The organism is Streptomyces nidicola (assembly GCF_050106155.1).
In the GTDB taxonomy this organism is placed as follows: domain Bacteria; phylum Actinomycetota; class Actinomycetes; order Streptomycetales; family Streptomycetaceae; genus Streptomyces.
On record NZ_JBNBPI010000001.1, the window covers coordinates 125,153 to 148,484 of the forward strand.

A 23,332-nucleotide genomic window follows, 5' to 3' on the forward strand; every position below is an offset into this window, starting at 1 on the left:
ATATGCGTGACTCACGCTCGCCCAACAACCCGATCTTGCCTGCCAGTTGAGCCCGATCAAGCCTGTCGCGTCGTGTACGGCAGCGCGTCCACGAGACCCGCAAGATCCGCCTCGGTCGGCGCGCTCTCGAGGAAGACCACGCGGTACAGCGCGTAGCCGAGCCAGCTGTCGATCACCGCCCCGGTGTCGAGGCCGCCGGGCAGCTCGCCCCGCGCGATTCCACGCCGCAGCAGCGCGGCCCCCGGCTCGCTCCAGGCCTTGAGGAGGTCCCGCAGCTCCGCACGGCCCGCCTCGCCGCGCTCGACGAGCGCACCGGCCACGACGCTGGGGTCACCGAGCAGCGTCAGCGTGCGGACGAGGTCGGTGACGTGGGCCCGCGCGTCCTCGCGCACGGAGCCGGTGTCCGGCTGCGGGCCCGGCGCCAGCTGATCGGTGACGGCCTCGGTGATCACCGCCGCCTTGTTCGGCCACCACCGGTAGAGCGTCATCTTGGCGACGCCTGCGCGGGCCGCGATCCGCTCCATCGTGACCTTGTGATACCCGAGCTCGGCGACGAGTTCCCGCGCGGCGCGCAGCACCGCCGCGTGCGCCTGCGGGTCCCGGTAGCGCCCGCGCCTGGGCCGGGGAGCCGTCGACTCGTCCATGCCTCGCTCCGATCCCCGCGTACGGGAATTTCTAGACAGTACGTATCGTCTAAGAATAGTGACAGGCCCGTCGGGCGACGGCGGACCGCGACACAGTTCCCTTTGGAGGTCCGCAATGAACAACAGGTTCGACGGCAAGGTCGTCCTCATCACCGGTGGCGGCTCCGGCCTCGGCAGGTCCGCCGCACTGCGGGTCGCGGCCGAGGGCGCCAAGCTGGCGCTCGTCGACGTGAACGCGGAAGGGCTCGCGCAGAGCGCGGCCGAGATCGAGAAGGCCACGCCGGGCGCCGAGGTCCTGACGCTCACCGCCGATGTCAGCGACGAGGCGGAGGTCGCGCGCTACGTGGCCGAGACCACGCGGGCCTACGGCCGGATCGACGCCTTCTTCAACAACGCGGGCATCGAGGGCAAGCAGAACCTCACCGAGGAGTTCGGCAGCGACGAGTTCCAGCGCGTCGTCGACATCAACCTGCGGGGCGTCTTCCTCGGCCTCAAGCACGTCCTCGCCGTCATGCGCGAGCAGGGCAGCGGCACCGTCGTGAACACCGCCTCCGTGGGCGGCATCCGCGGTGTGGGCAACCAGTCCGGTTACGCGGCCGCCAAGCACGGCGTCGTGGGCCTGACCCGCAACTCGGGCGTGGAGTACGGCCGCTTCGGCATCACGGTGAAGGCCATCGCACCCGGCGCCATCATGACGCCCATGGTCGAGGGCTCCCTCAAGCAGCTCGACCCGGTGAACTGGGAGGAGGCCGGCCGCCAGTTCGTCAGCACCAACCCGATGAGGCGCTTCGGGCGCCCCGAGGAGGTCGCGAACCTGGTGGCCTTCCTCCTCTCCGACGAGGCGTCCTTCATCAACGCCACGGTCGTCCCGATCGACGGCGGCCAGTCCGAGCAGTACTGACGGCTTCCCCGCGGCACATACCGGCTGATCGGTGTCGGCCGAGGTGGGCGGCCGACACCGATCAGCCGGTACGGCACATGAGAGTGGCGAAAGTCTCCGGCTCCACAACCCCACCCCGGATGTACCCACGTCACCTGATCGACGTAGGGTCCCCTTTTGTTCACCCGCAGGGTGACATCAAGACCTCGACGACCAGGAGCTCTTCCCGTGCCCGCACCGTCCACTGCCCCGGCGCCCATCTACGACCGACTCGTCGACGAGCACGGTGATGTGCTCGCCGACGCGCGTGAGGCCGCGCACAAGGCCGAGCGCACCGCGGAAGGCGTGCTCGACTTCGGGCACGGGGAGGCCCCCCAGACCCAGCAGGCGCCGCAGTCCTCGCAGGCGCCCCAGGCCTCGCAGGCACCGCAGTCCTTCCAGGACCAGCACTCCCTCCAGGCTCCCCAGGGCCAGCAGGCTCCCCAGGCCACCGCCCCCGAGCAGGCGCAGGCGCCGCAGGATCAGCAGGCCCCGCAGGGTCAGCAGAACCCGCAGGCCCCCCAGGGCCAGGGCCAGCACTCGCCGCAGGACCAGCACGCACCGCAGGGCCGCCAGCAGGCCCAGCAGGCACCGCACTTCCCCCAGGCCCCGCAGGCCCAGCAGCCGCACGACCCGACGCAGGAGGGCTGACCGCGACCGCGGCCGGCCAGGACCCTCCCGGTCGGTCGGCGGCGCCCGGTCAGGCCCCCACGTACTGCGCCAGGTGCTCGCCGGTGAGCGTGGAGCGGTCGGCGACGAGGTCGGCGGGGGTTCCCTCGAAGACGACCTTGCCGCCTTCGTGCCCCGCACCCGGCCCCAGGTCGATGATCCAGTCGGCGTGCGCCATCACGGCCTGGTGGTGCTCGATGACGATGACCGACTTGCCGGAGTCCACGAGCCGGTCGAGCAGCCCGAGCAGCTGCTCGACGTCCGCCAGGTGCAGACCCGTGGTCGGCTCGTCCAGGACGTAGACACCCCCCTTGTCGGCCATGTGCACGGCGAGCTTGAGCCGCTGCCGCTCGCCGCCGGAGAGCGTCGTCAGCGGCTGGCCGAGGGTGAGGTAGCCGAGCCCGACGTCCTGGAGCCGCTCAAGAATCTTGTGCGCGGCCGGAGTGCGCGCCTCCCCCGCTCCGAAGAACTCCAGCGCCTCGGTCACCGGCATCGCGAGCACCTCGCTGATGTCCTTGCCCCCGAAGTGGTAGTCGAGCACCGAGGCCTCGAACCGCTTGCCGTCGCACTCCTCGCAGGTCGCGGCCGCGGTCGCCATGATCCCGAGGTCGGTGTAGACGACTCCCGCGCCGTTGCACGTCGGGCAGGCACCCTCCGAATTGGCGCTGAACAGCGCGGGCTTCACGCCGTTGGCCTTCGCGAACGCCTTGCGGATGGGCTCGAGCAGCCCGGTGTACGTGGCCGGGTTGCTGCGCCGTGAGCCGCGGATCGGGGTCTGGTCGACCGCCACCACGCCGTCCTCGGCGGGGATGGAGCCGTGCACGAGCGAGCTCTTGCCCGAACCCGCGACGCCGGTGACCACCGTGAGCACGCCGAGCGGGATGTCGACGTCGACGTCCCTCAGGTTGTGCGCGTTCGCCCCGCGGATCGCGAGCTTGCCGGTGGGCTCGCGCACGGTGTCCTTGACCGCCGCCCGGTCGTCGAGGTGCCGACCGGTGATGGTGTCACTGGCGCGCAGCTCCTCGACGGTGCCCTCGAAGCAGACGCTGCCGCCGCCCGTGCCGGCGCCGGGGCCGAGGTCCACGACGTGGTCGGCGATGGCGATGGCCTCCGGCTTGTGCTCCACGACCAGCACGGTGTTGCCCTTGTCCCGCAGCCGGAGCAGCAGCTTGTTCATCCGCTGGATGTCGTGCGGGTGCAGGCCGATGGTGGGCTCGTCGAACACGTAGGTGACATCGGTGAGCGAGGAGCCGAGGTGGCGGATCATCTTGACGCGCTGCGCCTCGCCGCCGGACAGCGTGCCCGCGGCCCGGTCGAGGGAGAGATAGCCGAGGCCGATCTCCTCGAACGACTCCAGGGTGTGCCGCAGCTTGGCGAGCAGCGGGGCGACGGACGGCTCCTTGAGGGCGCGCACCCACTCCGCCAGGTCCCTGATCTCCATCGCGCACAGGTCGGCGATGCTCTTGCGCTTGATCTTCGAGGAGCGGGCCGGCTCGCTGAGCCGCGAGCCGTCGCAGTCTGGACAGGTCTGGAAGGTGACCGCCCGGTCCACGAAGGCCCGGATGTGCGGCTGCATCGACTCCCGGTCCTTGGACAGGAAGGTCTTCTGGATCTTGGGGATCAGCCCCTCGTAGGTGAGGTTGACACCGTTGATCTTGACCTTGGTGGGCTCACGGTGGAGGAAGTCGTACCGCTCCTTCTTGGTGTACTTGCGGATCGGCTTGTCCGGGTCGAAGAAGCCCGATTCCCTGATGACCCGCACCACCCAGCCGTCCCCGGTGTAGGTGGGGATGCTGAACGGCTCCTCGTTGAGCGACTTGGAGTCGTCGAAGAGCTGGGCCAGGTCGATGTCCGAGACCGTGCCCCGGCCCTCGCAGTGGGTGCACATGCCGCCGGTGCGGCTGAAGGACACCTTCTCCGTCCTGGTCTTGTCCGAGCCCCGGTCGACCGTGATCCCGCCCTGCGCCGAGACCGACGCGACGTTGAAGGAGTAGGCGCCGGGCCCGCCGATGTGCGGCTTCGCGAGCCGGCTGTAGAGGATGCGCAGCATCGCGCTGGCGTCGGTGGCGGTGCCGACCGTGGAGCGCGGGTCGGAGCCCATCCGCTGCTGGTCGACGGTGATCGCGGTGGTCAGGCCGTCCAGCACGTCGACCTCGGGTCGCGCGAGCGTCGGCATGAAGCCCTGGACGAACGCGCTGTACGTCTCATTGATCATCCGCTGCGACTCGGCGGCGATCGTGTCGAACACCAGCGAGCTCTTGCCCGACCCCGAGACCCCGGTGAACACCGTCAGGCGCCGCTTGGGCAGCTCGATGCTGACGTCCTTGAGATTGTTCTCCCGCGCGCCGTGCACGCGGATCAGGTCGTGGCTGTCCGCGGGGTGCGACGTTGACGACGGAGTGCCCGTCCTCGCGACCTTGCTCATCATGTCTCCATCGTCCGGGGCCGCCATCGGGAGTGCTCGGCGTCGCCTGTCTCAACTCGGTGTGTTCGATTGTCGCCGTCCGCACGGCCCCCGCCACCGCAATCGGTGAACACGCCGGGGTGGCCTGCCGACGGGTCCGCCATCGGTCTGTGAGGCTATCGAGCACCACTGACAACCCCGTGTTGCACGACTCTCCCCTGGTCACGACCCTGTGCACACCTATTGACTCAAATTCAAACTCGTCGGTAGCTTCAACTACCGGCGCGCTGAACCCCCTTGCCTCAAACGGAACTTGACCAGTCCTCGGCCCGGTTCCGCAGGTTTCGAGTGCTTCGAAGGAGCATCAGATGGCGATCCGCGCGTTCAGCGGCAGACTCACGGCCCTCGCGGCCACGACCGGCGCCACCCTCGTCACGCTCGCCGCGCCCGCCCACGCGGCCCCCGAGCCCCTCTCCTACGTCGCCCTGGGCGACAGCTACAGCGCCGCTTCCGGCGTGCTTCCGCTCGACCCCAAGGCCAGCCCGCTGTGCGCCCGCTCCACGGCCAACTACCCGCACGTCATCGCGAAGCGCACCGGCGCCGCGCTCAAGGACGTGACGTGCGGCGCCGCGCAGACGAAGGACTTCGCCGGCTCCCAGTACCCGGGCGTGCCGCCGCAGCTCGACGCGCTGAGCAAGGACACCGACCTGGTGACCCTCACCATCGGCGGCAACGACAACAGCACCTTCATCAACACGATCCTGTCCTGCGCCACCGCCGGGCTCGCCTCCGCGGGCCAGGGCCACCCGTGCAAGTCCCTGTACGGCGACAAGTTCAGCGACGACATCGACGCCAAGACGTACCCGGCGGTGAAGTCCGCGCTCCAGGCCGTCAAGAACAAGGCGCCGAACGCGAAGGTCGCCGTCCTCGGCTACCCGTGGATCATGCCGCCGGCCGCGCAGAAGGGCTGCTTCGTGAAGATGCCGATCGCGTCCGGCGACGTGCCGTACGTGCGCGACATCCAGTCCCACCTCAACCGCGCGGTGCAGCGCGCGGCCGGGGAGACCGGCTCGACCTATGTGGACTTCTCCCAGTCCTCCGAGGGCCACGACGCCTGTCAGCCGATCGGCACCCGCTGGGTCGAGCCGGCCCTCTTCGGCACCAACTTCGTCCCCGTGCACCCCAACGCGCTGGGCGAGTCCGCGATGGCCGACGCCACGATGGGCGCGCTCGGGATGTACTGATTCCCGCGCCGCGGAATCCGATTCAGCGGAGCCCGATTCAACGGAGCCCGATCCAGCGGAGTCCGCTTCATATGAAGTCGATCTCCGGGTACTTCGGCGACGGCGCGTCGAGGAGCGCGCCGTCCCCGCCGCGCAGCCAGCGGTCGAAGAAGGCCGCGAGACAGGCCCGTTGAGCCGCGACCGCCCGATGGGTGGGCACCGTGCCCACCCATGTGGTCAGCGTCTCGCGCGGCAGGTCGAGGCGGGCCGCTATCTGTGGCAGCAGCGTCGTCGCGTCCGTGTAGGTGGCGTGCCGGGAGCCGCGCAGGGTCAGGTCGCGGCGCCATCCGCCGCTGTGTCGCCACAGCTCCCGCCAGGAGGGGACGGTCCTCCGGTCGTTGCCCTCGCTGCCCATCAGGAGCACGGGCCGGTCCACGCCTTCGTCCGCGACCGTGGAGAGGCCGCCCTCGTCGTGGTCGTCCTGGACGTACGCGAGCACGCCGTCGAGGTTCGCGGCCGCGGCGAGCCGCTCGTCGTCGTGCAGGGTCTGGAGCGCGGCGAAGCCGCCCGCGGACTGCCCGAACATGCCGATCGGCGCCCTGCGCAGTCGTTGCGTGTCGAAGGCCCGCCGCACCACATCGAGGACGAAGCGGGCGTCGGCGACGCGTACGGCCGCCGTCTTCTTCAACAGCGCGGTCACCGCCGCCGGCCCGGACTGCTGTGCCTTCTCGAACTCCTGCGGGAGCCGGGAGACGGCCACGCGCCCACCGGGGAACTCCACGGCCGACACGTCGGAGGGATGGTCGATGGCGATCACCACGTAGCCGCGGGACGCCAGGTCGTCCGTGAGCGTCGTGCCCAACGAGCGCGGGTCCACGACACCCGGCGAGTACAGCACCACGGGATGCGCCGCGCGGCGGTCGAGCGGCGCCGCGGTGTGGGCGAAGGTCCGCGTCGCCGCCCAGTCGACGCGGCCCGCGGGCAGCCCCTCGAAGTTGTTGAGCCGGTCGAAGCCCGCCGCCTCCCGGGCCGTCATCTGCCGCGCCCGCCCGTGCCCGGCCACCGTGCGCGCCGGGTAGCGCACGTCCACCATCAACTCCCGTGCGGGAGCCGCCGTCCACGGGTCGGGGCGGGAGCGGTCCACCAGGCGCAGCGCCACTGTGCCCACCGGGTGCGGGCCGCTCGGAGCCGGTAACCGCAGCCGCATCCGCTGCGGCGCGGCGGCCACCGCCGGCGCCGCGCCCAGGGTCAACAGCGCCGCGCCGGCCGCGAGTACACCCCGCCGGGCCGGTCCGCCCATCGAATTCGTGCCGAGATCGTCCATGGCTCAAGATTCGTGGAACCGTCCCCTGCGCACCATCCGGCCCACCCCCACTTCTCGTTGGGGGCAATCCCCCAGAAGTCACCATGTGAGCAGGTCGGGCGCCGTCCACCTGTCGATACTCGTGTCAAGAGCGTGCCCACCTCCTCGTATGCTCGGGGGCGACGCCGACGGACCGATCTTGGAGTGAGCACTGGTGGCGCGACGGCCGAGGGACACCTGGGACCGCTTCATGGCATCCGATCCTGGGCTGCTGCGCCTGATGGCCGGGCTGCGGATCGTCGCGGCCATCGGGCTGACGCTCGCCGTGCTCGCGCTCCTCGGCACGGACGTGACACACATGGTCGCGGGCGCGATGGCCGCGATGGTGAGCACGTTCGCGATCCGTGAGAAGAACCTGCGGGGGCAGGCGATCACGCTCGCGTGGGGCTTTCCGGTGGCGCTCGCCGCCGTGGCCCTCGGCGCGCTGCTGCACAGCAAGGTGATCGCGGGTGACCTCTTCTTCATCGCGCTGATCTTCGGCGCGGTCTACTTCCGCCGGTTCGGCGACCGGGGCACGGCCCTCGGCCTGATGGGTTTCCAGGTCTACTTCGTGTCGCTGTTCGTGAACGCGACCCCCGATCAACTGCCGGTTCTCGCGGGCACGTTGGCGGTGGCGTTCGCCTGCAGCGCGGTGGCCCGGTTCGCGCTGGTGCCGGAGACACCGCAGCGCGTGCTCGGGCGGCTGCGCGGGGCGTTCCGGGCGCGGCTCGCGCAGTTGGTGACCGCGCAGACGAGGCTGCTCGACGCCGCGCCGGAGGATCTGGACGACGTACTGGACGATCTGCGCCACCACACCTCGCGGCTGCACGAGACGGCGCTGATGATCCAGGGCCGGCTCGAGGACGGCGCCGGGGACGCGGCGACCGCCTCGCTGATCCAGCGCCGTATCGCCGACGCGGAGATCTCCGCGGAGCGCCTCGGCATGCTGCTGCTGAACGCGCGCAGCGCCGAACGTGCCGACACCCTCACCCTGCACCTCCCCCACGCGCCCGCGCCCGCCGCGGGCAAGCTGCTGCTCCCCGATGCCGAGGACGAGTCGACGGCCACCCTCCGCCGCGATCTGGGCGCCCTGCACCTGATGGTGTCCCGCCCCGCCGATGCCAACCGGGGCACGGCCGTCGCCCAGATCCGCAACCGACTGCTCGGCTACCGCGACGAGGAGCGGATGCCTCCGGGCGCCACGCTCGCCGTGCAGGACGTGTTCCGCGGTATCGGTGAGGCGGCCCGCGCGGTGATGGGTCTGCGGATCGCGCTCGACGGCCCGCAGGACGAGTCGGACGACTCCCCCGCAACGACGCGTTCGCGTGAGGAGCTGGAGGCGGAGGACATGTCCATCACCGGCACCGTCGAACTGGCCGGCACGGAGAAGGAGTCCGACGAGGGCGAGGACGAGGACGACCGCTCGGGCCTGGACCGGCCCACCACCCGCGCCGCCTTCCAGGTCGCCGTCGGCTCCGCCCTCGCGATCGTCGGCGGCGAGTTCCTGTCCAGCCAGCGCTGGTACTGGGCCGTCCTGACCTGCTGGGTCGTCTTCCTCAACACCGCGTCCACGGGCGAGATCGTCATCAAGGGCTACCGCCGTGTCCTCGGCACGATCCTCGGTGTGCTCGCCGGAGTGCTGCTCGCGGGGGCGGTCGGCAATCACACGTGGCTGGCGTTCGTCCTCGTGCTGCTGTGCGTGTTCGCCGCGTTCTTCACCGCCCCGCTGTCGTACGCGCTGATGTCGTTCTTCGTGACGGCGATGCTGGGCCTGCTGTACACGCTCCTGAACACCTACAGCCTCGACGTACTGGTGCTGCGCATCGAGGAGACCGCGCTCGGTGCGGCGTGCGGCATCATCGCGGCGATGCTGGTGCTTCCGGTGCGCACCGACCGTCGCACCGACGAGCTGCTCGCCACCGTCCTGGAGCGGCTCGGCGATGTCGTGGCGGGCGCGGTCGAGCAGCTGAGCGGCGGCCCGGCAGCGGACCTGCTCGACCGGGCGCGGGACCTCGACACCGCCCTGGACGACCTGCGCGCGTCCACCAAGCCGCTGACCCACGCGATCGCCCCGCAGCGCGAGCGGCGGCAGACCGTGCGCTATCTGGTGGCGCTCCTGGAGACGTCGGCGTACCACGCGCGTTCCCTGGCGGCGACCGCCGAGCTCGTCCCGTACAGCAAGCATGTGGCCGCCGATCCGCGGCTCGGCAGGGCGGCGCGGCGTATCGCGCACAACATCGATGTGCTGGTGGCGCAGGTGAACGACGAGGACACGACGGGCACCGTCGAGTCCGGCGCGAGCATCGCGGCGATGCTGGAGACGGACGGCCTGGGAGTGCCGGCGGCGAACACGGTGACGTTCCGTGTGCTGCGTCACCTTCAGCGGCTCGACGAGGGGATCTCCGGTCTGGCCCGGCCGCTCGGCGTCCCTGTGGGACAGCGCACATAGCCCGGCCCTGCCTTCGAACCCGTTCCGACCTGCGGATACGATCCCCGTACCGCCTCCGCATCCGATGCCGCGCCGACGCATGACTGGAGCCACCTCGTGAGTGCCCCCGCACCCGATCCCCACTCCTTGCTCCCGCTGAGCCGAGTACCGCGTACGGGGCTGCCGCCGCGCGCCGTCGTCGTGGGCGATCCGGAGCGCGCCGCGGCCGTCGCCGCGCTGCTCGACGACGCCGTGGAGGTGTCGTACAACCGCGAGTACCGCACGTTCAGCGGGACGTGGCGCGGGGTGCCGGTCGTCGTCGCCTCGCACGGCATCGGCGGGCCCGGCGCCATCCTGCTGTTCCAGGAGCTGGCCGACGCGGGCGTCCGGACGTTCGTACGGTTCGGTACGGCGGGTGCGATGCGGCCGGGGATCGGTGACGGCGACCTGGTCGTCGCGGAGGCCGCGGTGCGCGACGACGGCGTGACCGGCCAGCTGGTGCCCGCCGAGTACCCGGCGGTGTCCGCTCCGGAGGCCGTGCTCGCCCTGACGCGCGCGGCGCGCGACGCGGGCGCACCGCACCACCGGGGAGTCGTGTGGACGCGGGCGGCGTTCCAACCAGGGCTGATCCCGCTGAACCAGTACGACGGCGCGGGCCTCGCGGCGATCGAGATGGAGGTGTCCGCACTGTTCGTCACGGCATCGCTGCGCGGGCTCGTCGCGGGCGCCGTGCTCGTCGTCGACGGCGTGAACGCGGACGACCTGGTGGACGAGGAGAGCACGGGCGGCTACGACCCGCACCGCGAGGTCGTCGCGGAGGGCGTCGCGCGCGGCAGCGTCGTGGCCCTGGAGGCGCTGCGCATACTTACGGAGGAGCAACTGTGACCGAGTCCGTCGATCTGCTGGTGCACGGCGGCACCGTCCTCACCGTCGACGACGCGTCGACCGTGCTCGCCGACGGCGCGGTCGCCGTGCGCGACGGCGAGATCGTGGCGGTGGGACCCGCCGACGAACTGCGCGCCCGCCACACGGCCGGCGACACCATCGACGCCTCCGGCGGCCTGGTGCTTCCCGGCCTGGTCAACACGCACACGCACCTCGCGATGACACTGCTCCGCGGTACCGCCGACGACTTGACGCTCCAGGAGTTCCTGGGCCGGGTCGTCCCCGCCGAGGCGCGCCTGCTCGACCCCGGCACCGTCGCCGCCGCCGTCCGCGTGGCCGTCGCCGAGAGCGTGCGCGCCGGAGTGACCTCCGCGCTCGACATGTACTGGTTCCACGAGGCCGCCGAGGAGGCCGCGCGCACGGCGGGCTGGCGGCTGCACACCGGACCCTTGTTCATGGACGTCCCCGAGCCGCCGGACGGGCGGCCGTACAAGGAGCGCATGGAGTGGGCGCGCCGGTACCTGGCCGGGCGCCCCGCCGGCACCCGTCCCGTGCTGTTCGCGCACTCGACGTACACCCTCTCCCCCGAGCAGCTCACCGAGTGCTTCGCGCTGGCCCGTGAGTTCGGTGCGCTGATCCACCTGCACGCGGCGGAGAACGCCGCCGAGGTCGCGGGCGTCGAGGTGGCGCACGGCAAGCGGCCGGTGGAACTCCTCGAGTCCCTCGGCCTGTTGGGCCCCGACGTGGTGCTCGCGCACGCCGTCGACCTGACCGGCGGCGAGATCGCGGCGATCGCCCGTGCGGGCGCCTCGGTCGCCCACTGCCCGGTGTCGAACCTGAAGCTGGGCTGCGGCATCGCGCCGGTTCCGCGGCTGCTGAGCGCGGGTGTCACCGTCGGCCTCGGTACGGACGGCGCCGTCAGCTCGAACACCCTCGACGTGCTCGGCGCCGTGCGGCAGGCGGCTCTCGTGCACAAGGCGGACGGCGATCCGACGGCGGTCGGCGCCGAGCAGGCCGTGCGTATGGCGACCATCGAGGGCGCCCGCGCCCTGGGCCTCGGCGACACGCTCGGCTCGCTGGAGGTCGGCAAGCGCGCCGACCTGGCCGTCCTCGACCTGCACCGGCCGCACCTCACGCCGCGCCACGACCCGTACGCGATGCTCGCCTACGCGGCGCAGGCCTCCGACGTGCGGGACACCGTCGTCGATGGCAGGGTCCTTATGCGCGACCGTACGCTCACGACTCTCGACGAGGGCGCGGTCCTCGCCGATCTGGAGGCCCTCGCATGACCGGCCACGCGACCCGAGGCTTCGTCGGCCGCCCCCGCGTCCACAACCCCGGCCTGCCGCCGGGCCAGTACGACGCGGGCGACGACTGGCCGGTGCTCTCCGCCGAGGTGACGCCTCGACTCGACCGCGAGGACTGGACGTTCACGATCGACGGCCTCGTCGCGGAGGAGCGCACCTGGACGTGGGACGAGGCGCGGGCACTGCCCCCGGCGACGTACAGCGGGGACATCCACTGCGTGACGACGTGGTCGAAGTTCGGGGTGCGCTTCGGTGGTGTCTCGCTCGACACGTTCCTCGACGCGGTGCGCCCCTCCCCGACCGCGACGCACATCATGGCGTACTCGCACACCGGGTACTCCGCGAACCTGCCGCTCGCCGACGTGACGGGCGGCAAGGCGTGGCTCGCCTTCACCTACGAGGACGAGGCTCTGCCGACCGAACACGGCGGCCCCGCCCGCCTGTTGGTGCCGCACCTCTACTTCTGGAAGAGCGTGAAATGGGTCGCGGGCATCAGGCTCCTCGATCACGACGAACCCGGTTTCTGGGAGCAGAACGGGTACCACGCGCGGGGCAACCCCTGGGAAGAACAGCGATACGCAGGTGACTGAGACCGTGCCGGACACCGCCACTTTCACGCCGCCGACCAAGTTCGCCGTGCCGGGCCGGATCGCCGCCGGGCAGGGCGCCGCCCTGTGGCAGCGTGCCGTCATCGCCGAGATCCGCCGCGAGACACCGAACGCGTCGACGTTCCGCTTCGCGGTGCCCGGCTGGCAGGGACATCTGCCCGGCCAGCACCTGATGCTGCGGCTGACCGCCGAGGACGGGTACCAGGCCCAGCGCCACTACTCGCTCGCGTCGGCTCCCGACGACTCGGGGCACATCGAGCTGACCCTCGACCACGTCGTGGACGGCGAGGTGTCCGGCTTTCTGCACACCGAGGCGCGGGTCGGCGACGAGGTGGAGATGCGCGGCCCGCTCAGCGGCTTCTTCGCGTGGCCGGGCGACCGGCCCGCGCTGTTGCTCGGCGCGGGTTCGGGTGTCGTGCCCCTGATGTCGATGATCCGCCACCACAGGCAGCGCCGGCTGACGGTCCCGTTGAAGCTGATCGTGTCGGCACGCACGCGTGCGGACCTGATCTACGCGGACGAGTACGGGGCCGAGACGACGCCGGTGCTCACCCGTGAGGGCGGGCGCCGGCGCCTGGCCGCGGATCATCTGGCGCCGTACTTCACCGAGGGTGCGCCGGAGTGGGAGGCGTACGTGTGCGGCTCCAACTCCTTTGCCGAGCACGCCTCCCAGCTGCTTGTCGGCCTCGGTCAGCCGGTGGACCGGATCCGCATCGAGCGTTTCGGCTGACGGCTACCGGACGCCCGCCCACCGCTTGATGGTGGCCGTCGCCGCGTCCCGCTCGTTCGCGGGCAGCGCGGAGATCCGGGCGCCGTGGTTGGACTTCGGGACGACGTACTTGTACGAGTCGTTCCTGCTGGGCGTGAACTGCTCGGCGCTCCACGGGTCGTTCTGCCCGTAGACGAACAGCATCCGCGCGGACTTCGTACGCACCCATTTGTCGACGCCCTTGATGACGGTGCCGTCGTAGGTGGTGCGCATGTCGGCGGGCAGCACGGAGTTCGGCTGGTAGATGTCCGGGTAGTGGCGCACGCCCTTGAGGTTCTTGAACTTCAGGTCGGCCCAGCCGAGTTGGGCGGCGGCCTGCCGGTAGTAGGGGCCCGAGCTGTTGGCGCCGAGGGTGGAGTCCTCGTAGATGGAAAGGCCGTGGTCGAGGGACCACTTGTAGAGGTCGTCGTCGGAGACCTTCTTGGCATCGGGCACGGTCGGGCAGTTGTCGACGGAGCCGGACTGCCAGAAGTTCCACACCTGGTCGAGAACCGCGAACTCGTAGGCCCTGTCGGTCGTTCCGAGGGTATTGGTGAACGTGTAGCCCTCGTCCTTCGCGGTCTTCTCGAACTTGGGCAGCAGGGTGTCGCGGCGCGCCAGCATCTCGCGCTGCACGGCCGCGAGCGCGTCACGGCACTCCTGGGTGCCGACCCGCTTGAAGAAGTCCTCGTAGCCGCTGTCGTCGTTGTTGTTGGCGTCGTTGGGGGCGACGTAGGCGACGACGCCGTCGTAGTCCTTCGGGTGGAAGCGGTAGTGGTACGTGGCCGTCATGCCGCCCTTGGAGCCGCCGGTCGCCAGCCACTTCGACGTCTTCTCGTACAGCGGCCGCACGGCAGCCACGATGCCGTGCTCGTCGGCGGCCTCCTGCTGGACGGTCATCTTGTTCCAGGGAGTGCCGCCGGAGGGCACGGACGGACCGAAGAAGCGGTGCTCGACGCTGAGTTGGTTGGCGTCGAGGAGAGTGGTGGGCTCGCGGGTCGAGGAGGACAGTTCATAGCCGCCGGTGTAGACGACGACGGGCTTGGCCGTCGACTTGTGCCAGAGCGTGAAGCGCTGCTGGAACGTACCGAGGCCGGGTCTCGCGTGGTCGACCGGCTGCGTGATCGACAAGGAGTAGAGCGGGAAGCCCTCCTTGTCGGTGACGCCGGTGACGCTCACTCCCGGCAGGGCCCGCAACTGGTCCTCGAACGAGGCGGGCGCGGCGGTCGCCGGTGCCGCGGTGGCGGCGAGGGCGCCCGCGGTGAGGGCGGCGGACAGCAGCAGCGTGGGTATGGCGCGCAGGCGCACAAGGTCTCCCTGGGTCGAGGGAACGGTGCGGCGGATCGGTGATCCACCGACCGAGACCCTAACCCGCGGCGCCCGCCCAGGAGTTGGGCTCGCATCGGAAATGAGCGGAGCCGGGACCCCTCGACGGGGTCCCGGCTCCGCTCACCGGATGATCGGCCTGGGTCAGAGCTGGCCGGACTCGGCGATCGTGATCTTGGCGGAGGTGCCGCCGCTGCGCGAACCGAGGGACTCGATCTTCTTCACGAGCTCCATGCCGTCCTCGACCTCGCCGAAGACGACGTGCTTGCCGTCCAGCCAGTCGGTGACGATGGTGGTGATGAAGAACTGCGAGCCGTTGGTGTTCGGGCCCGCGTTGGCCATGGAGAGCTGGCCCGGCTTGGTGTGCTTGAGCTGGAAGTTCTCGTCCTCGAACTTCTCGCCGTAGATGCTCTTGCCGCCCGTGCCGTTCCCGGCGGTGAAGTCGCCGCCCTGCAGCATGAACTGCGGGATGACGCGGTGGAAGGACGAGCCGGCGTAGCCGAAGCCCTTCTCGCCCGTGCACAGGGCACGGAAGTTCTCCGCGGTCTTCGGGACGACGTCCTCGAAGAGGTTGAACGTGATCCGCCCGGCGGGCTCGTCGTTGATCGTGATGTCGAAGTAGGTCTTGATTGCCATGGACGCAATCCTTTCATCACGAACCCCGGATTGCCGATTCGGCCCGTCGGGATGGCCATTTTCGTACGCCATTCGTACGCTGCGTGACGATCTGCTTGCGGGGCGGATACGTTCAGACCGCGAGCCGGTCCCGCGCCCGCACGCCCTCACCGAGCGGCCGCACGCCGTAGGCCTTGCCGAGGCCGTAGGCCGGCATGTCCCCGTAGATCGTCTCGTACGAGCCGGCGGGCACGAGATAGGTCTCGTGCCAGATGCCGACGTGCCCCTTGCTCTTGCGGGCGTAGCGGTTGATGCGGGCCCACCAGGGCTGGTGCCGCTTGCCGGAGGCGGCCGCGTAGGCGAGCAGCTTCTCCTTCGACTCCCAGTACTGGATCACGTAGAAGTTGCGCGGGTCGGAGGTGCCCAGCACATGGTGGAGCAGGCCGGCCGTGCGATCCTTGCCGAGTTCCCGCAGCATCATCGGCATCGCGTACATCACCGGGAGCCAGCGGTGGACCGCCCAGAACCGGTTGATCCGCATACCGACGACGAAGAGCACGACGTCGCCGTCGGCGGCCGCCGTCATCCGCCCCATCTCCAGTTTCGTGAACACAACTCCCCCGTTCTTGTCGGACATTGATGGGAAGTCAGGGGTCCCCCGATCCCCTGACCCGTGTTTGGATAGTGACACTTTCCAAGGAGGTGCACAAGGGATGCGACTGGCAGAGTTGAGCGAGCGCAGCGGGGTGCCGGTCGGCACGATCAAGTACTACCTGCGCGAGGGGCTGCTGCCGCAGGGCGAGCGGATCAGCGCCACTCAGGCCGCGTACGGCGAGGCGCATCTGCGGCGGCTCGGCCTGATCAGGGCGATGATCCAGATCGGCCGGATCCCGGTGGCCACCGTGCGGGAGGTGCTCGAGCATGTGGACGACGAGTCCCTGGGGACGACCTTCCGGCTGGGCGCCGCCCTGTGGGCCATGCCGCAGCCGCCCGAGGCGCCCGCGGACGACCCGCTGACGGCGGAGGTGACCGAGGCGGTCGACCGGTTCCTCGGCGACATGGGCTGGCACAACGCGCGCGAGATCGGCACCCTCTCCCCCACTTACCGCGCCCTGGTCACCACGATCGTCACGCTGACCCGCCTCGGCTACTCGCGCGGACCCGAGATCCTCGCGCAGTACGCGCACCTCATGGAGAAGGTGGCCCAGCTGGACCTGGACCAACTCGATGCCTACGAGGACGACTCCGAGAAGGTCGAACTGGCGGTCGCTGCGGCGGTCCTCTACGACCCTCTGCTGCTCGCGCTGCGCCGGCTCGCCCAGGAGGAGCACTCCACGCGCCGCTACGGCTTGTGAGGCTCAGGGGAGGGCCGCATACGATGACGGCCGGACGCCGGACGCTCTGCGGCGGACACACAACGGGAGGGACCCAATGATCATCTTCGGCACGCGGGGCTACGCGTACCAGCTCGCGATCCTCACCTTCGTCTGCGGCAGTTGCGGCAATCCCGCGGCGCACACGCTGCGGAAGTTCGTCACGAAGTTCACGCTGTTCTTCATCCCGCTGTTCCCGATCTCGACGAAGTACCAGGCGCAGTGCACGTTCTGCGGCGCCGCGCACCAGGTGCCCAAGGATCACGTGGACGGGATGCTCGCGCAGGCCGCCGGGCCAGGGGCCGGGGCGCCGCAGCAGCAACAGCAGCACCACCAGGGCTAGTTCGCCGCCGGGGGCCGCTGCCGAAACAGCCGGGGCCGCTGCCAAAAGGTGGCCCTGCCGCCTCCCAGGGGGGAGAGGGGGCGACAGGGCCACGGGCTCGAGCGCCCGGGGGGGGTGGGCTGCTTGAGCGTCTGTTCTCCTGCTGCCCGGGATCGGGCGGGGCATGCATGCCGCAGGCAGAATCGTCCCGGCGGCTTTTCACGCCCTCGTCAGTAGTCGGCGTTCATGGCTGCCCGCACCTCCCTGAGCGTCGCGTCGGCGACCGCGCCCGCCCGCTCGTTCCCGGCTCGCAGCACGTCCCTGACCAGGCCACGGTCCTGCGCACAGCACTCGCGCCTGGCCCGGATCGGCGCGAGGTACTCGTTCACGGACTCGGTGACGCGCCGCTTGAGCGCGGCGCCGCCCCCGTCCCCGATCTCCTGCGCCACCGCGTACGGGTCGACGCCTTCGCACAGGGCGGCGAGCAGGACGAGCGAGGAGACCTCGGGGCGGGCCCCCGGGTCGTACGTGATGTGGCGTTCGGCGTCGGTTTTCGCGCCGCGGATCAGCCGCGCGGTCTCGTCGGGTGTCGCGGACAGGGCGATGGCGTTGCCGCGGGACTTGCTCATCTTGGTGCCGTCGGTGCCGAGCAGCAGCGGCGCCGTGGACAGCAGGGCCTCGGGCTGCGGGAAGACCGGAGTGCCGTTGCCGTAGCGGTCGTTGAAGCGGCGGGCGACGGTGCGGGTGACCTCCAGGTGCGGCAGCTGGTCCTGGCCCACGGGGACGAGGTTCGCCTTGCAGAAGAGGATGTCGGCCGCCTGGTGCACGGGATAGGTGAACATCAGGCCGCTCACCGCGGACTGCCGGGAGTGGGCGACCTCGTCCTTGACGGTGGGGTTGCGGCTCAGTTCGGCGACCGAGACGAGGCTGAGGAACGGCAGCAGCAGCTGGTTCAGCGCGGGCAGGGCGCTGTGCGTGAAGATCGTGGAGCGCTCGGGGTCGATGCCGATGGCCAGGTGGTCGAGGACCAGCTCCTCGACGTGTTCGGTGAGGTTCTCGGCGACGTCGCGGTCGGTGAGGACCTGGTAGTCGGCGATCAGGACGAAGGTCTCGACGCCGAGGTCCTGGAGCCGGACGCGGTTGTGCAGGGTGCCGAAGTAGTGCCCGAGGTGCAGGCGGCCGGTGGGCCGGTCCCCGGTGAGGATGCGGAACCGCCCGGGATCCTTGCGGATCAGCTGTTCCAGCTCGGCGCTGCGTTCCTGCGCGGCGGAGGTGCCGAGGGCGTCGGTGCTGCTGTTCATGGTGGTCTCTCCCCTGGGTCACGGGCGTCCTCGGGACGGCGCGACCTCCGGTGGGAGGGCATGAGGAAAGGGCCGTCCGGGGACGGCCCTTGTACGTGCTTGACTGTGCGGCCGCCTCTAAGCGAGGCGCCACCAGTTGAGACACGTAGAACGATGCATGACGAAATCGTACACCCGCAGGCCTGCTCCGGTCAGGCCTCGACGGGTGTGAAGCGTACCGGCAGCGCCTTCGGCCCACGCGTGAAGACGCCCTGCTCGACCGGGTCGAAGCCGTCGGCGAGCCGGAGATCGGGCATGGCGTCGAGGAGCTGGTTCACCCCGGTCTCCACCTCCGCCTTGGCGAGCAGCGCGCCGACGCAGAAGTGCCGGCCGAGCGCGAAGGCGAGGTGGTCGGCGGCGGCCGAGAACGCGGTCGTGCTGGTCAGGTCCTCGCGGAACAGGTCGAAGCGGTCCGGGTCCTTGTACCGGTTCTCGTCGCGGTTGGCGGCGCCGATCAGGCAGGTGACGGTGGCCCCGGTGGGGACGGTGCCGCCGGTGAGCTCCACGTCGACGGCCGCCTGGCGCATGATCATGTGCACGGGCGGGGTGTAGCGCAGCGTCTCGGCGAAGGCCCGCTCGATCAGCGAGCGATCCGCCCGTACGGCCGCCAACTGGTCCGGGTGCGCAAGGAGGTTGGCGAAGATGCTCGCGATCGCCTTGTCCGTGGTCTCGCCGCCCGCCGCGAGCAACAGGCTGCAGAACGCCTTGATGTCCTCGTCGCTCATCCGCACCCCGTCGACCTCGGCGGCGCACAGCGCCGAGAGCAGGTCGTCGCCGGGGTTCTCGCGGCGCTCCTGGATGACCGGGATCATGTACTCGGCGAACTCGACGCGGGTCCGCTCCCCCGCCGCGGCGACGTCCGGGTCGCCCGCCAGATTGCCGAGGAAGTTGATGACGGCGGTGTACCAGCCGTGGAAGCGTGCGTGGTCGGCCTTGTCGAGGCCGAGCATGTCGGCGATGACGTTGACCGGCAGGCGGGTGGCGAAGTCGGCGACGAGGTCGGCCGAGCCCGCGTCCCTGAACTTGTCTATGAGTTCACGGGAGTTGCGTTCGATGACGGGCAGGAACTTGTCCTGCAGTTCGCTGCCCCGGAAGGCGGGCGCGACGAGCGCGCGGCGCACCGCGTGCTCCCGCCCGCTCATCTGCAGGATGGTCCTGCCGTGCACGGGTTCGAGCTGCCAGTCGTAATTGTCGGTGGTGAACGTCGCCTCTTTGTCCTTGAAGACGCGCTCCACGTCGGCGTACCGCGACACGATCCAACTCCGCGTCGCCTCGTGCCAGATGAGCGGAGCGGACTCGCGCATCGCGCGGTAGGCGGGATACGGGTTCGCGGCGAACTCCGGCGAGAGGATGTCGGGGACCTGTGCGGTGGACATGGGGCTCCCTGTGGGGGTGCAACGGGCGGGACGCGTCAGCCTATTGACCGACCGTCAGCCCGTACACCCCCACCCGGTGTCAGCCGTTCGGGAGGATCACCGCACGCCCGTTGATCTTGCCGTCGTGCAGCAGCTCGTACGCCTTGGGGGCCTCGTCGAGCGAGAACGTCTCGGTGTGCACGGAGAGGGCGCCGGCCCGCGCCAGGTCGAGGACCTCGATGAGTTCACCGCGGCTGCCCCAGTACGGGGCACTGACGTTCACCTCGAAGTTCGTCGCGCCGAAGCCGACGGGCAGGAGACCGCCGCCGATGCCGACGATCGTGACGTCGCCCTCGATGGCGGCGACGGCGCCGGCGGTCTCGACGGTGGGCTGCACGCCGACGAAGTCGAAGACGGCCTCGGCGCCGCGCCCACCGGTCAGCTCCTTGACCTTCCCCACGGCCTCCGCATTGGACAGGATCGCCTCGTGCGCGCCGACGGTCTTGGCGAGCGCGAGCTTCTCCTCGGTCACGTCCAGAGCGATGACACGGGCGGCGGTCATGGCGCGCAGCAGCTGGATGGCGACGTGACCGAGGCCGCCGGTGCCGATGACGACGGCGGTGGAGCCGGGCACCAGCTTGGGCAGCGAGCGCTTGATGGCGTGGTACGGGGTGAGGCCCGCGTCGGTGAGCGGCACGGTCGCGACGGGGTCGAGGCCGTGGATGGGCGCGAGGTGGCGCGGGTCGTCCACGATCATGTACTCGGCCATCGAGCCGGGGGCGCCGAGGCCGGGCGGGCGGATGCCGAGCTCGTCGGCGCGCAGGCAGTAATTCTCCTTGCCCTGCGCGCAGTTGGCACAGGTGCCGCAGCCCCACGGCCCGTACACGGCGACGGGGTCGCCCTCCTCGAAACCCGTCACACCGGCGCCGAGCGCGGCGACGGTGCCGACGCCCTCGTGCCCGAGGGTCAGCGGCAGCTCGTAGGGGAAGCCCTCGGCGGGCCAGCTCATCACGGCGATGTCGGAGTGGCACACGCCGGCGGCGGTGACCTTCAGGAGGACCTGCCCGGGACCGGGCTCCGGATCGGGGACGGTGACGACCTCGGGCGGTGCCCCGACGGTCCGGTACTGAAGTGCCTTCATGGCTCGACTCCTTCGTCGCTCTCGCCGACCCCCGCACTCCCCACCGTAACTCGCTCACGTCTCAATGGGACACATGTCCCAGTGGGACATGTGTCACGGCACAAAAAAGGACCCCGACCGTACGGGGGAGAACGGTCGGGGCCTGGTTCAAAGTTTAACAGCATTCGGCCGGTGCCCGACGTCGGTTCGACGGGGGCCGGAGGTGAGGTCGGACACATGGGTTCATCTGGTCTTTAGAAGGTTCTTTTCGGGCGCGAGTGCCACGAGCCGCCACAGCCCATATGGTGTCAACAGCCAACTGACGCCCTCCCTCGCCATCGGAGCACTAGTGGCCGACCCTCAGCCCGTCCTCCTCACCCCGCCCGCGAAGGCCGCCGTCTTCCTGGTCGTCACGATCGCGCCGGGCGGCGAGCCCGCCGTCCGCGACACGCTCGAGGAGCTGTCGGGGCTGAGCCGCTCCGTCGGCTTCCGCGACCGCGACGCCGCCCTCGGCTGCATCGTCGGCATCGGCTCGACCGCCTGGGACCGCCTCTTCAGCGGCCCCAGGCCGCGCGAACTGCACCCGTTCCAGGCCCTCGCGGGCCCCCGGCACCTGGCCCCCGCGACCCCCGGCGACCTCCTCTTCCATCTGCGCTCGCGGCGCATGGACCTCTGCTTCGAGCTGGCCCGCGTGATCATCGGCCGGCTCGGCTCCGCGGTCACCGTCGTCGACGAGGTGCACGGCTTCAAGTACTTCGACGACCGCGATCTGCTCGGCTTCGTGGACGGCAGCGAGAACCCGACCGGGCGCGCCGCCGCGGAATCCGTGTTCGTGGGCGACGAGGACCCGGACTTCGCCGCCGGCTCCTACGTCATCGTCCAGAAGTACGTGCACGACATGGCCGCCTGGGAAGCGCTGCCCTCGACGGAGCAGGAGAAGGTCATCGGCCGCACGAAGACCGCGAACATCGAGCTGGACGACGACGTGAAGCCCGCCGACTCGCACGTCGCGCTGAACACCATCGTCGACGAGGACGGCACGGAGCGGCAGATCCTGCGCGAGAACATGCCGTTCGGCAACGTCGGCCAGGGCGAGTTCGGCACGTACTTCATCGGCTACGCGCGCACCCCGGACGTCACCGAGCGGATGCTGCGCAACATGTTCCTCGGTGATCCGCCCGGCACCCACGACCGGATCCTCGACTTCTCGACCGCGGTCACCGGATGCCTGTTCCACGTGCCGAGCGCCGACTTCCTCGACGACTTGCCCGAGCCGCCGACAGGCGCCGCCACCGCGGACCCCGCGGTCGGTTCCCTCGGCATCGGCAGCCTCAAAGGAGCCTGAAGACCATGAGCACCGTCCCGAACCCCACTCCGAGCAACAACCTGCACCGCGAGCTCGCCCCGATCACGCCCGCCGCCTGGGCCGAGATCGAGGAGGAGGCGACGCGCACGTTCCAGCGCCATGTCGCGGGCCGCCGCGTCGTGGACGTCACGGGCCCGGACGGCGCCGCGCTCTCGGCCGTCGGCACCGGGCACCTCTCCGAGATCGCGCCGCCCGCGCCGGGCGTGACGGCGCGCCTGCGCGGCGTGCAGCCGCTGGTCGAGCTGCGGGTGCCGTTCACGGTGAGCCGACAGGCCGTGGACGACGTGGAGCGCGGCTCCAAGGACTCCGACTGGCAGCCGGTGAAGGACGCGGCGCGCGCCATGGCCTACGCGGAGGACCAGGCGATCTTCGACGGGTACACGGCGGCGGGCATCGAGGGGCTGCGCGAGCGCACCTCGAACCCGGTCCTGAGCCTGCCGGCCGAGGCCCGCGACTACCCGGACACCATCAGCCGGGCGCTCACGGCGCTGCGCCTCGCAGGCGTGGCGGGCCCGTACGCGCTGCTGCTCGGGGCCGACGCGTACACGGCGGTCAGCGAGACCTCCGACCACGGCTACCCGATCGCCAACCACCTCGGCCGGATCCTCGACGGCGAGCTGATCTGGGCGCCGGCGCTGAACGGGGCGTTCGTCCTGTCCAAGCGCGGCGGCGACTTCGAGCTGCGGCTCGGCCAGGATCTGGCGATCGGCTACAGCGCGCACGACGCGCACAGCATCGAGCTGTACTTCCACCAGACCCTGACGTTCCTGCCGTACACGGACGAGGCCGTGGTCGCGCTCAAGGCCTGAACGCGCCCGGGAGTCGTCAGCCGGTGATCCGCGCGATGAACGCGTCGAGGTTGTCGAGCGCCCGGTCCACGCGCTCGTCCAGCGTGAGCGACTCCTCGTAGCGGCCCGCGCGCAGCTTCGGCTGCTTCTTGCCGCGCAGGTACAGGGAGCAGGCCAGGTCGGCGCAGACGTACAGGCCGACCGTGTTCCCGTCGCGGCCGCGGGCCCCGGCGAGCGGCGCGGCGAACAGGGACACGCCCGACGAGGCGTGTCCGGTGAGGCAGATCTGGCACAGGCTCGACTTCATCGCGCTGGTGCGCCCGCTCTGCGGCACGCGCAGGCTGATGCCGACCGGCCCGTCGTCCGTGGGGCGCACGAGGTGCGCGCGCAGCGGCGCGCCCGGGTCCACCCAGCCGAGGAAGTCCAGGTCGTGCCAGGGCAGCTCGGCGAAGTCGAGGGGCAGCCGCATACGGGTGGCCTCACCCTTGGTGCAGTTCACGAAGGACGAGTGGATCTGTTTGTCGCTGAGTGGTTCCACATCGTGGACCTT

Annotated in this window: 22 protein-coding genes; 12 read left to right on the plus strand and 10 right to left on the minus strand. The window is 70.6% G+C overall.

Annotation, left to right across the window (positions count from 1 at the left end; all coding sequences use genetic code 11):
- Positions 1-56 precede the first annotated feature (56 nt).
- Positions 57-644: a TetR/AcrR family transcriptional regulator gene (locus tag ACOKM3_RS00625; protein ID WP_426895760.1), complete on the minus strand. Its 588-nt coding sequence runs from the start codon at positions 642-644 to the stop codon at positions 57-59.
- Positions 645-759: 115 nt separating this feature from the next.
- On the opposite strand from ACOKM3_RS00625, the gene ACOKM3_RS00630 reads away from it, so the two are divergent.
- A complete protein-coding gene (locus tag ACOKM3_RS00630; RefSeq protein ID WP_426895761.1) occupies positions 760-1,545 on the plus strand; it encodes a glucose 1-dehydrogenase in 786 nt (261 codons plus the stop codon).
- A 207-nt stretch (positions 1,546-1,752) separates the two neighbouring features.
- A complete protein-coding gene (locus tag ACOKM3_RS00635; RefSeq protein ID WP_426895763.1) occupies positions 1,753-2,214 on the plus strand; it encodes a hypothetical protein in 462 nt (153 codons plus the stop codon).
- Between the two features lie 49 nt (positions 2,215-2,263).
- Here the strand turns inward: ACOKM3_RS00635 and ACOKM3_RS00640 are convergent, their stop codons facing one another.
- Positions 2,264-4,657 (minus strand): ATP-binding cassette domain-containing protein, encoded by a 2,394-nt coding sequence (locus tag ACOKM3_RS00640; RefSeq protein WP_426895764.1) that lies wholly within the window; start codon positions 4,655-4,657, stop codon positions 2,264-2,266.
- A 347-nt stretch (positions 4,658-5,004) separates the two neighbouring features.
- On the opposite strand from ACOKM3_RS00640, the gene ACOKM3_RS00645 reads away from it, so the two are divergent.
- Positions 5,005-5,880: an SGNH/GDSL hydrolase family protein gene (locus tag ACOKM3_RS00645; protein WP_426895766.1), complete on the plus strand. Its 876-nt coding sequence runs from the start codon at positions 5,005-5,007 to the stop codon at positions 5,878-5,880.
- A 67-nt stretch (positions 5,881-5,947) separates the two neighbouring features.
- On the opposite strand, the gene ACOKM3_RS00650 is transcribed toward ACOKM3_RS00645, so the two are convergent.
- A complete protein-coding gene (locus ACOKM3_RS00650; RefSeq protein WP_426895768.1) occupies positions 5,948-7,183 on the minus strand; it encodes an alpha/beta hydrolase in 1,236 nt (411 codons plus the stop codon).
- A gap of 229 nt (positions 7,184-7,412) precedes the next feature.
- On the opposite strand from ACOKM3_RS00650, the gene ACOKM3_RS00655 reads away from it, so the two are divergent.
- The 5 genes from ACOKM3_RS00655 (at position 7,413) to ACOKM3_RS00675 (ending at position 13,159) form a co-directional block, all read left to right on the plus strand.
- Positions 7,413-9,650: an FUSC family protein gene (locus ACOKM3_RS00655; protein ID WP_426895770.1), complete on the plus strand. Its 2,238-nt coding sequence runs from the start codon at positions 7,413-7,415 to the stop codon at positions 9,648-9,650.
- Between the two features lie 96 nt (positions 9,651-9,746).
- Entirely contained in the window at positions 9,747-10,514 is a 768-nt protein-coding gene (locus ACOKM3_RS00660; RefSeq protein WP_426895771.1) for a nucleoside phosphorylase, read from the plus strand.
- Positions 10,511-11,803, plus strand: coding sequence for an amidohydrolase (locus tag ACOKM3_RS00665; protein WP_426895773.1), 1,293 nt, complete (start codon positions 10,511-10,513; stop codon positions 11,801-11,803). Before ACOKM3_RS00660 ends, ACOKM3_RS00665 begins: the two co-directional genes overlap by 4 nt.
- The gene (locus ACOKM3_RS00670; RefSeq protein ID WP_426895774.1) at positions 11,800-12,411 is read left to right on the plus strand and encodes a sulfite oxidase-like oxidoreductase; all 612 of its coding nucleotides are present in this window, start codon (positions 11,800-11,802) and stop codon (positions 12,409-12,411) included. Before ACOKM3_RS00665 ends, ACOKM3_RS00670 begins: the two co-directional genes overlap by 4 nt.
- Entirely contained in the window at positions 12,404-13,159 is a 756-nt protein-coding gene (locus tag ACOKM3_RS00675) for a ferredoxin reductase (protein ID WP_426895776.1), read from the plus strand. The genes ACOKM3_RS00670 and ACOKM3_RS00675 overlap by 8 nt, the downstream gene beginning before the upstream one ends.
- Before the next feature lie 3 nt (positions 13,160-13,162).
- Here ACOKM3_RS00675 and ACOKM3_RS00680 read toward each other — a convergent pair whose 3' ends face one another.
- The 3 genes from ACOKM3_RS00680 to ACOKM3_RS00690 all read right to left on the minus strand — a co-directional run bounded on the left by ACOKM3_RS00680 (position 13,163) and on the right by ACOKM3_RS00690 (position 15,755).
- Positions 13,163-14,485 (minus strand): S28 family serine protease, encoded by a 1,323-nt coding sequence (locus ACOKM3_RS00680; RefSeq protein ID WP_426895778.1) that lies wholly within the window; start codon positions 14,483-14,485, stop codon positions 13,163-13,165.
- A 162-nt stretch (positions 14,486-14,647) separates the two neighbouring features.
- Positions 14,648-15,139, minus strand: a complete 492-nt coding sequence (locus tag ACOKM3_RS00685; RefSeq protein WP_385761538.1) for a peptidylprolyl isomerase — start codon at positions 15,137-15,139, stop codon at positions 14,648-14,650.
- Positions 15,140-15,251: 112 nt separating this feature from the next.
- A complete protein-coding gene (locus ACOKM3_RS00690) occupies positions 15,252-15,755 on the minus strand; it encodes a DUF4188 domain-containing protein (protein ID WP_426895780.1) in 504 nt (167 codons plus the stop codon).
- Positions 15,756-15,831: 76 nt separating this feature from the next.
- Here ACOKM3_RS00690 and ACOKM3_RS00695 point away from each other — a divergent pair, with 76 nt between their 5' ends.
- Both ACOKM3_RS00695 and ACOKM3_RS00700 read left to right on the plus strand, forming a co-directional pair.
- Entirely contained in the window at positions 15,832-16,473 is a 642-nt protein-coding gene (locus ACOKM3_RS00695) for a MerR family transcriptional regulator (RefSeq protein WP_426895782.1), read from the plus strand.
- A 76-nt stretch (positions 16,474-16,549) separates the two neighbouring features.
- Positions 16,550-16,834: a zinc-ribbon domain-containing protein gene (locus tag ACOKM3_RS00700; protein ID WP_266718334.1), complete on the plus strand. Its 285-nt coding sequence runs from the start codon at positions 16,550-16,552 to the stop codon at positions 16,832-16,834.
- A gap of 209 nt (positions 16,835-17,043) precedes the next feature.
- Here ACOKM3_RS00700 and trpS read toward each other — a convergent pair whose 3' ends face one another.
- From trpS to ACOKM3_RS00715, 3 genes are all read right to left on the minus strand, one after another.
- The gene (trpS, locus tag ACOKM3_RS00705; RefSeq protein ID WP_426895784.1) at positions 17,044-18,114 is read right to left on the minus strand and encodes a tryptophan--tRNA ligase; all 1,071 of its coding nucleotides are present in this window, start codon (positions 18,112-18,114) and stop codon (positions 17,044-17,046) included.
- A 191-nt stretch (positions 18,115-18,305) separates the two neighbouring features.
- Positions 18,306-19,529 carry a cytochrome P450 gene (locus tag ACOKM3_RS00710; protein ID WP_426895786.1) on the minus strand — a complete coding sequence of 408 codons (1,224 nt, stop codon included), beginning with the start codon at positions 19,527-19,529 and terminating at the stop codon, positions 18,306-18,308.
- 79 nt (positions 19,530-19,608) lie between these two features.
- Positions 19,609-20,649, minus strand: a complete 1,041-nt coding sequence (locus ACOKM3_RS00715) for an NAD(P)-dependent alcohol dehydrogenase (protein ID WP_426895788.1) — start codon at positions 20,647-20,649, stop codon at positions 19,609-19,611.
- A gap of 328 nt (positions 20,650-20,977) precedes the next feature.
- Here ACOKM3_RS00715 and ACOKM3_RS00720 point away from each other — a divergent pair, with 328 nt between their 5' ends.
- Positions 20,978-21,973: a Dyp-type peroxidase gene (locus ACOKM3_RS00720; RefSeq protein WP_426895790.1), complete on the plus strand. Its 996-nt coding sequence runs from the start codon at positions 20,978-20,980 to the stop codon at positions 21,971-21,973.
- Between the two features lie 5 nt (positions 21,974-21,978).
- Complete coding sequence (locus ACOKM3_RS00725) at positions 21,979-22,803, plus strand: family 1 encapsulin nanocompartment shell protein (RefSeq protein ID WP_426895792.1); 825 nt, start codon at positions 21,979-21,981, stop codon at positions 22,801-22,803.
- Between the two features lie 16 nt (positions 22,804-22,819).
- Here ACOKM3_RS00725 and ACOKM3_RS00730 read toward each other — a convergent pair whose 3' ends face one another.
- On the minus strand, positions 22,820-23,320 hold the full coding sequence (locus ACOKM3_RS00730) for an FBP domain-containing protein (protein WP_426895794.1): 501 nt from the start codon (positions 23,318-23,320) through the stop codon (positions 22,820-22,822).
- Positions 23,321-23,332 lie beyond the last annotated feature (12 nt).

Bases quoted from the DNA above. Each gene is read 5' to 3' on its own strand.
- ACOKM3_RS00625 (WP_426895760.1), bottom strand. From the start codon at position 644: ATGGACGAGTCGACGGCTCCCCGGCCCAGGCGCGGGCGCTACCGGGAC.
- ACOKM3_RS00630 (WP_426895761.1), top strand. From the start codon at position 760: ATGAACAACAGGTTCGACGGCAAGGTCGTCCTCATCACCGGTGGCGGC.
- ACOKM3_RS00640 (WP_426895764.1), bottom strand. From the start codon at position 4,657: ATGAGCAAGGTCGCGAGGACGGGCACTCCGTCGTCAACGTCGCACCCC.
- ACOKM3_RS00645 (WP_426895766.1), top strand. From the start codon at position 5,005: ATGGCGATCCGCGCGTTCAGCGGCAGACTCACGGCCCTCGCGGCCACG.
- ACOKM3_RS00650 (WP_426895768.1), bottom strand. From the start codon at position 7,183: ATGGACGATCTCGGCACGAATTCGATGGGCGGACCGGCCCGGCGGGGT.
- ACOKM3_RS00655 (WP_426895770.1), top strand. From the start codon at position 7,413: ATGGCATCCGATCCTGGGCTGCTGCGCCTGATGGCCGGGCTGCGGATC.
- ACOKM3_RS00670 (WP_426895774.1), top strand. From the start codon at position 11,800: ATGACCGGCCACGCGACCCGAGGCTTCGTCGGCCGCCCCCGCGTCCAC.
- ACOKM3_RS00685 (WP_385761538.1), bottom strand. From the start codon at position 15,139: ATGGCAATCAAGACCTACTTCGACATCACGATCAACGACGAGCCCGCC.
- ACOKM3_RS00690 (WP_426895780.1), bottom strand. From the start codon at position 15,755: ATGTCCGACAAGAACGGGGGAGTTGTGTTCACGAAACTGGAGATGGGG.
- ACOKM3_RS00695 (WP_426895782.1), top strand. From the start codon at position 15,832: ATGCGACTGGCAGAGTTGAGCGAGCGCAGCGGGGTGCCGGTCGGCACG.
- ACOKM3_RS00700 (WP_266718334.1), top strand. From the start codon at position 16,550: ATGATCATCTTCGGCACGCGGGGCTACGCGTACCAGCTCGCGATCCTC.
- trpS (WP_426895784.1), bottom strand. From the start codon at position 18,114: ATGAACAGCAGCACCGACGCCCTCGGCACCTCCGCCGCGCAGGAACGC.
- ACOKM3_RS00710 (WP_426895786.1), bottom strand. From the start codon at position 19,529: ATGTCCACCGCACAGGTCCCCGACATCCTCTCGCCGGAGTTCGCCGCG.
- ACOKM3_RS00715 (WP_426895788.1), bottom strand. From the start codon at position 20,649: ATGAAGGCACTTCAGTACCGGACCGTCGGGGCACCGCCCGAGGTCGTC.
- ACOKM3_RS00725 (WP_426895792.1), top strand. From the start codon at position 21,979: ATGAGCACCGTCCCGAACCCCACTCCGAGCAACAACCTGCACCGCGAG.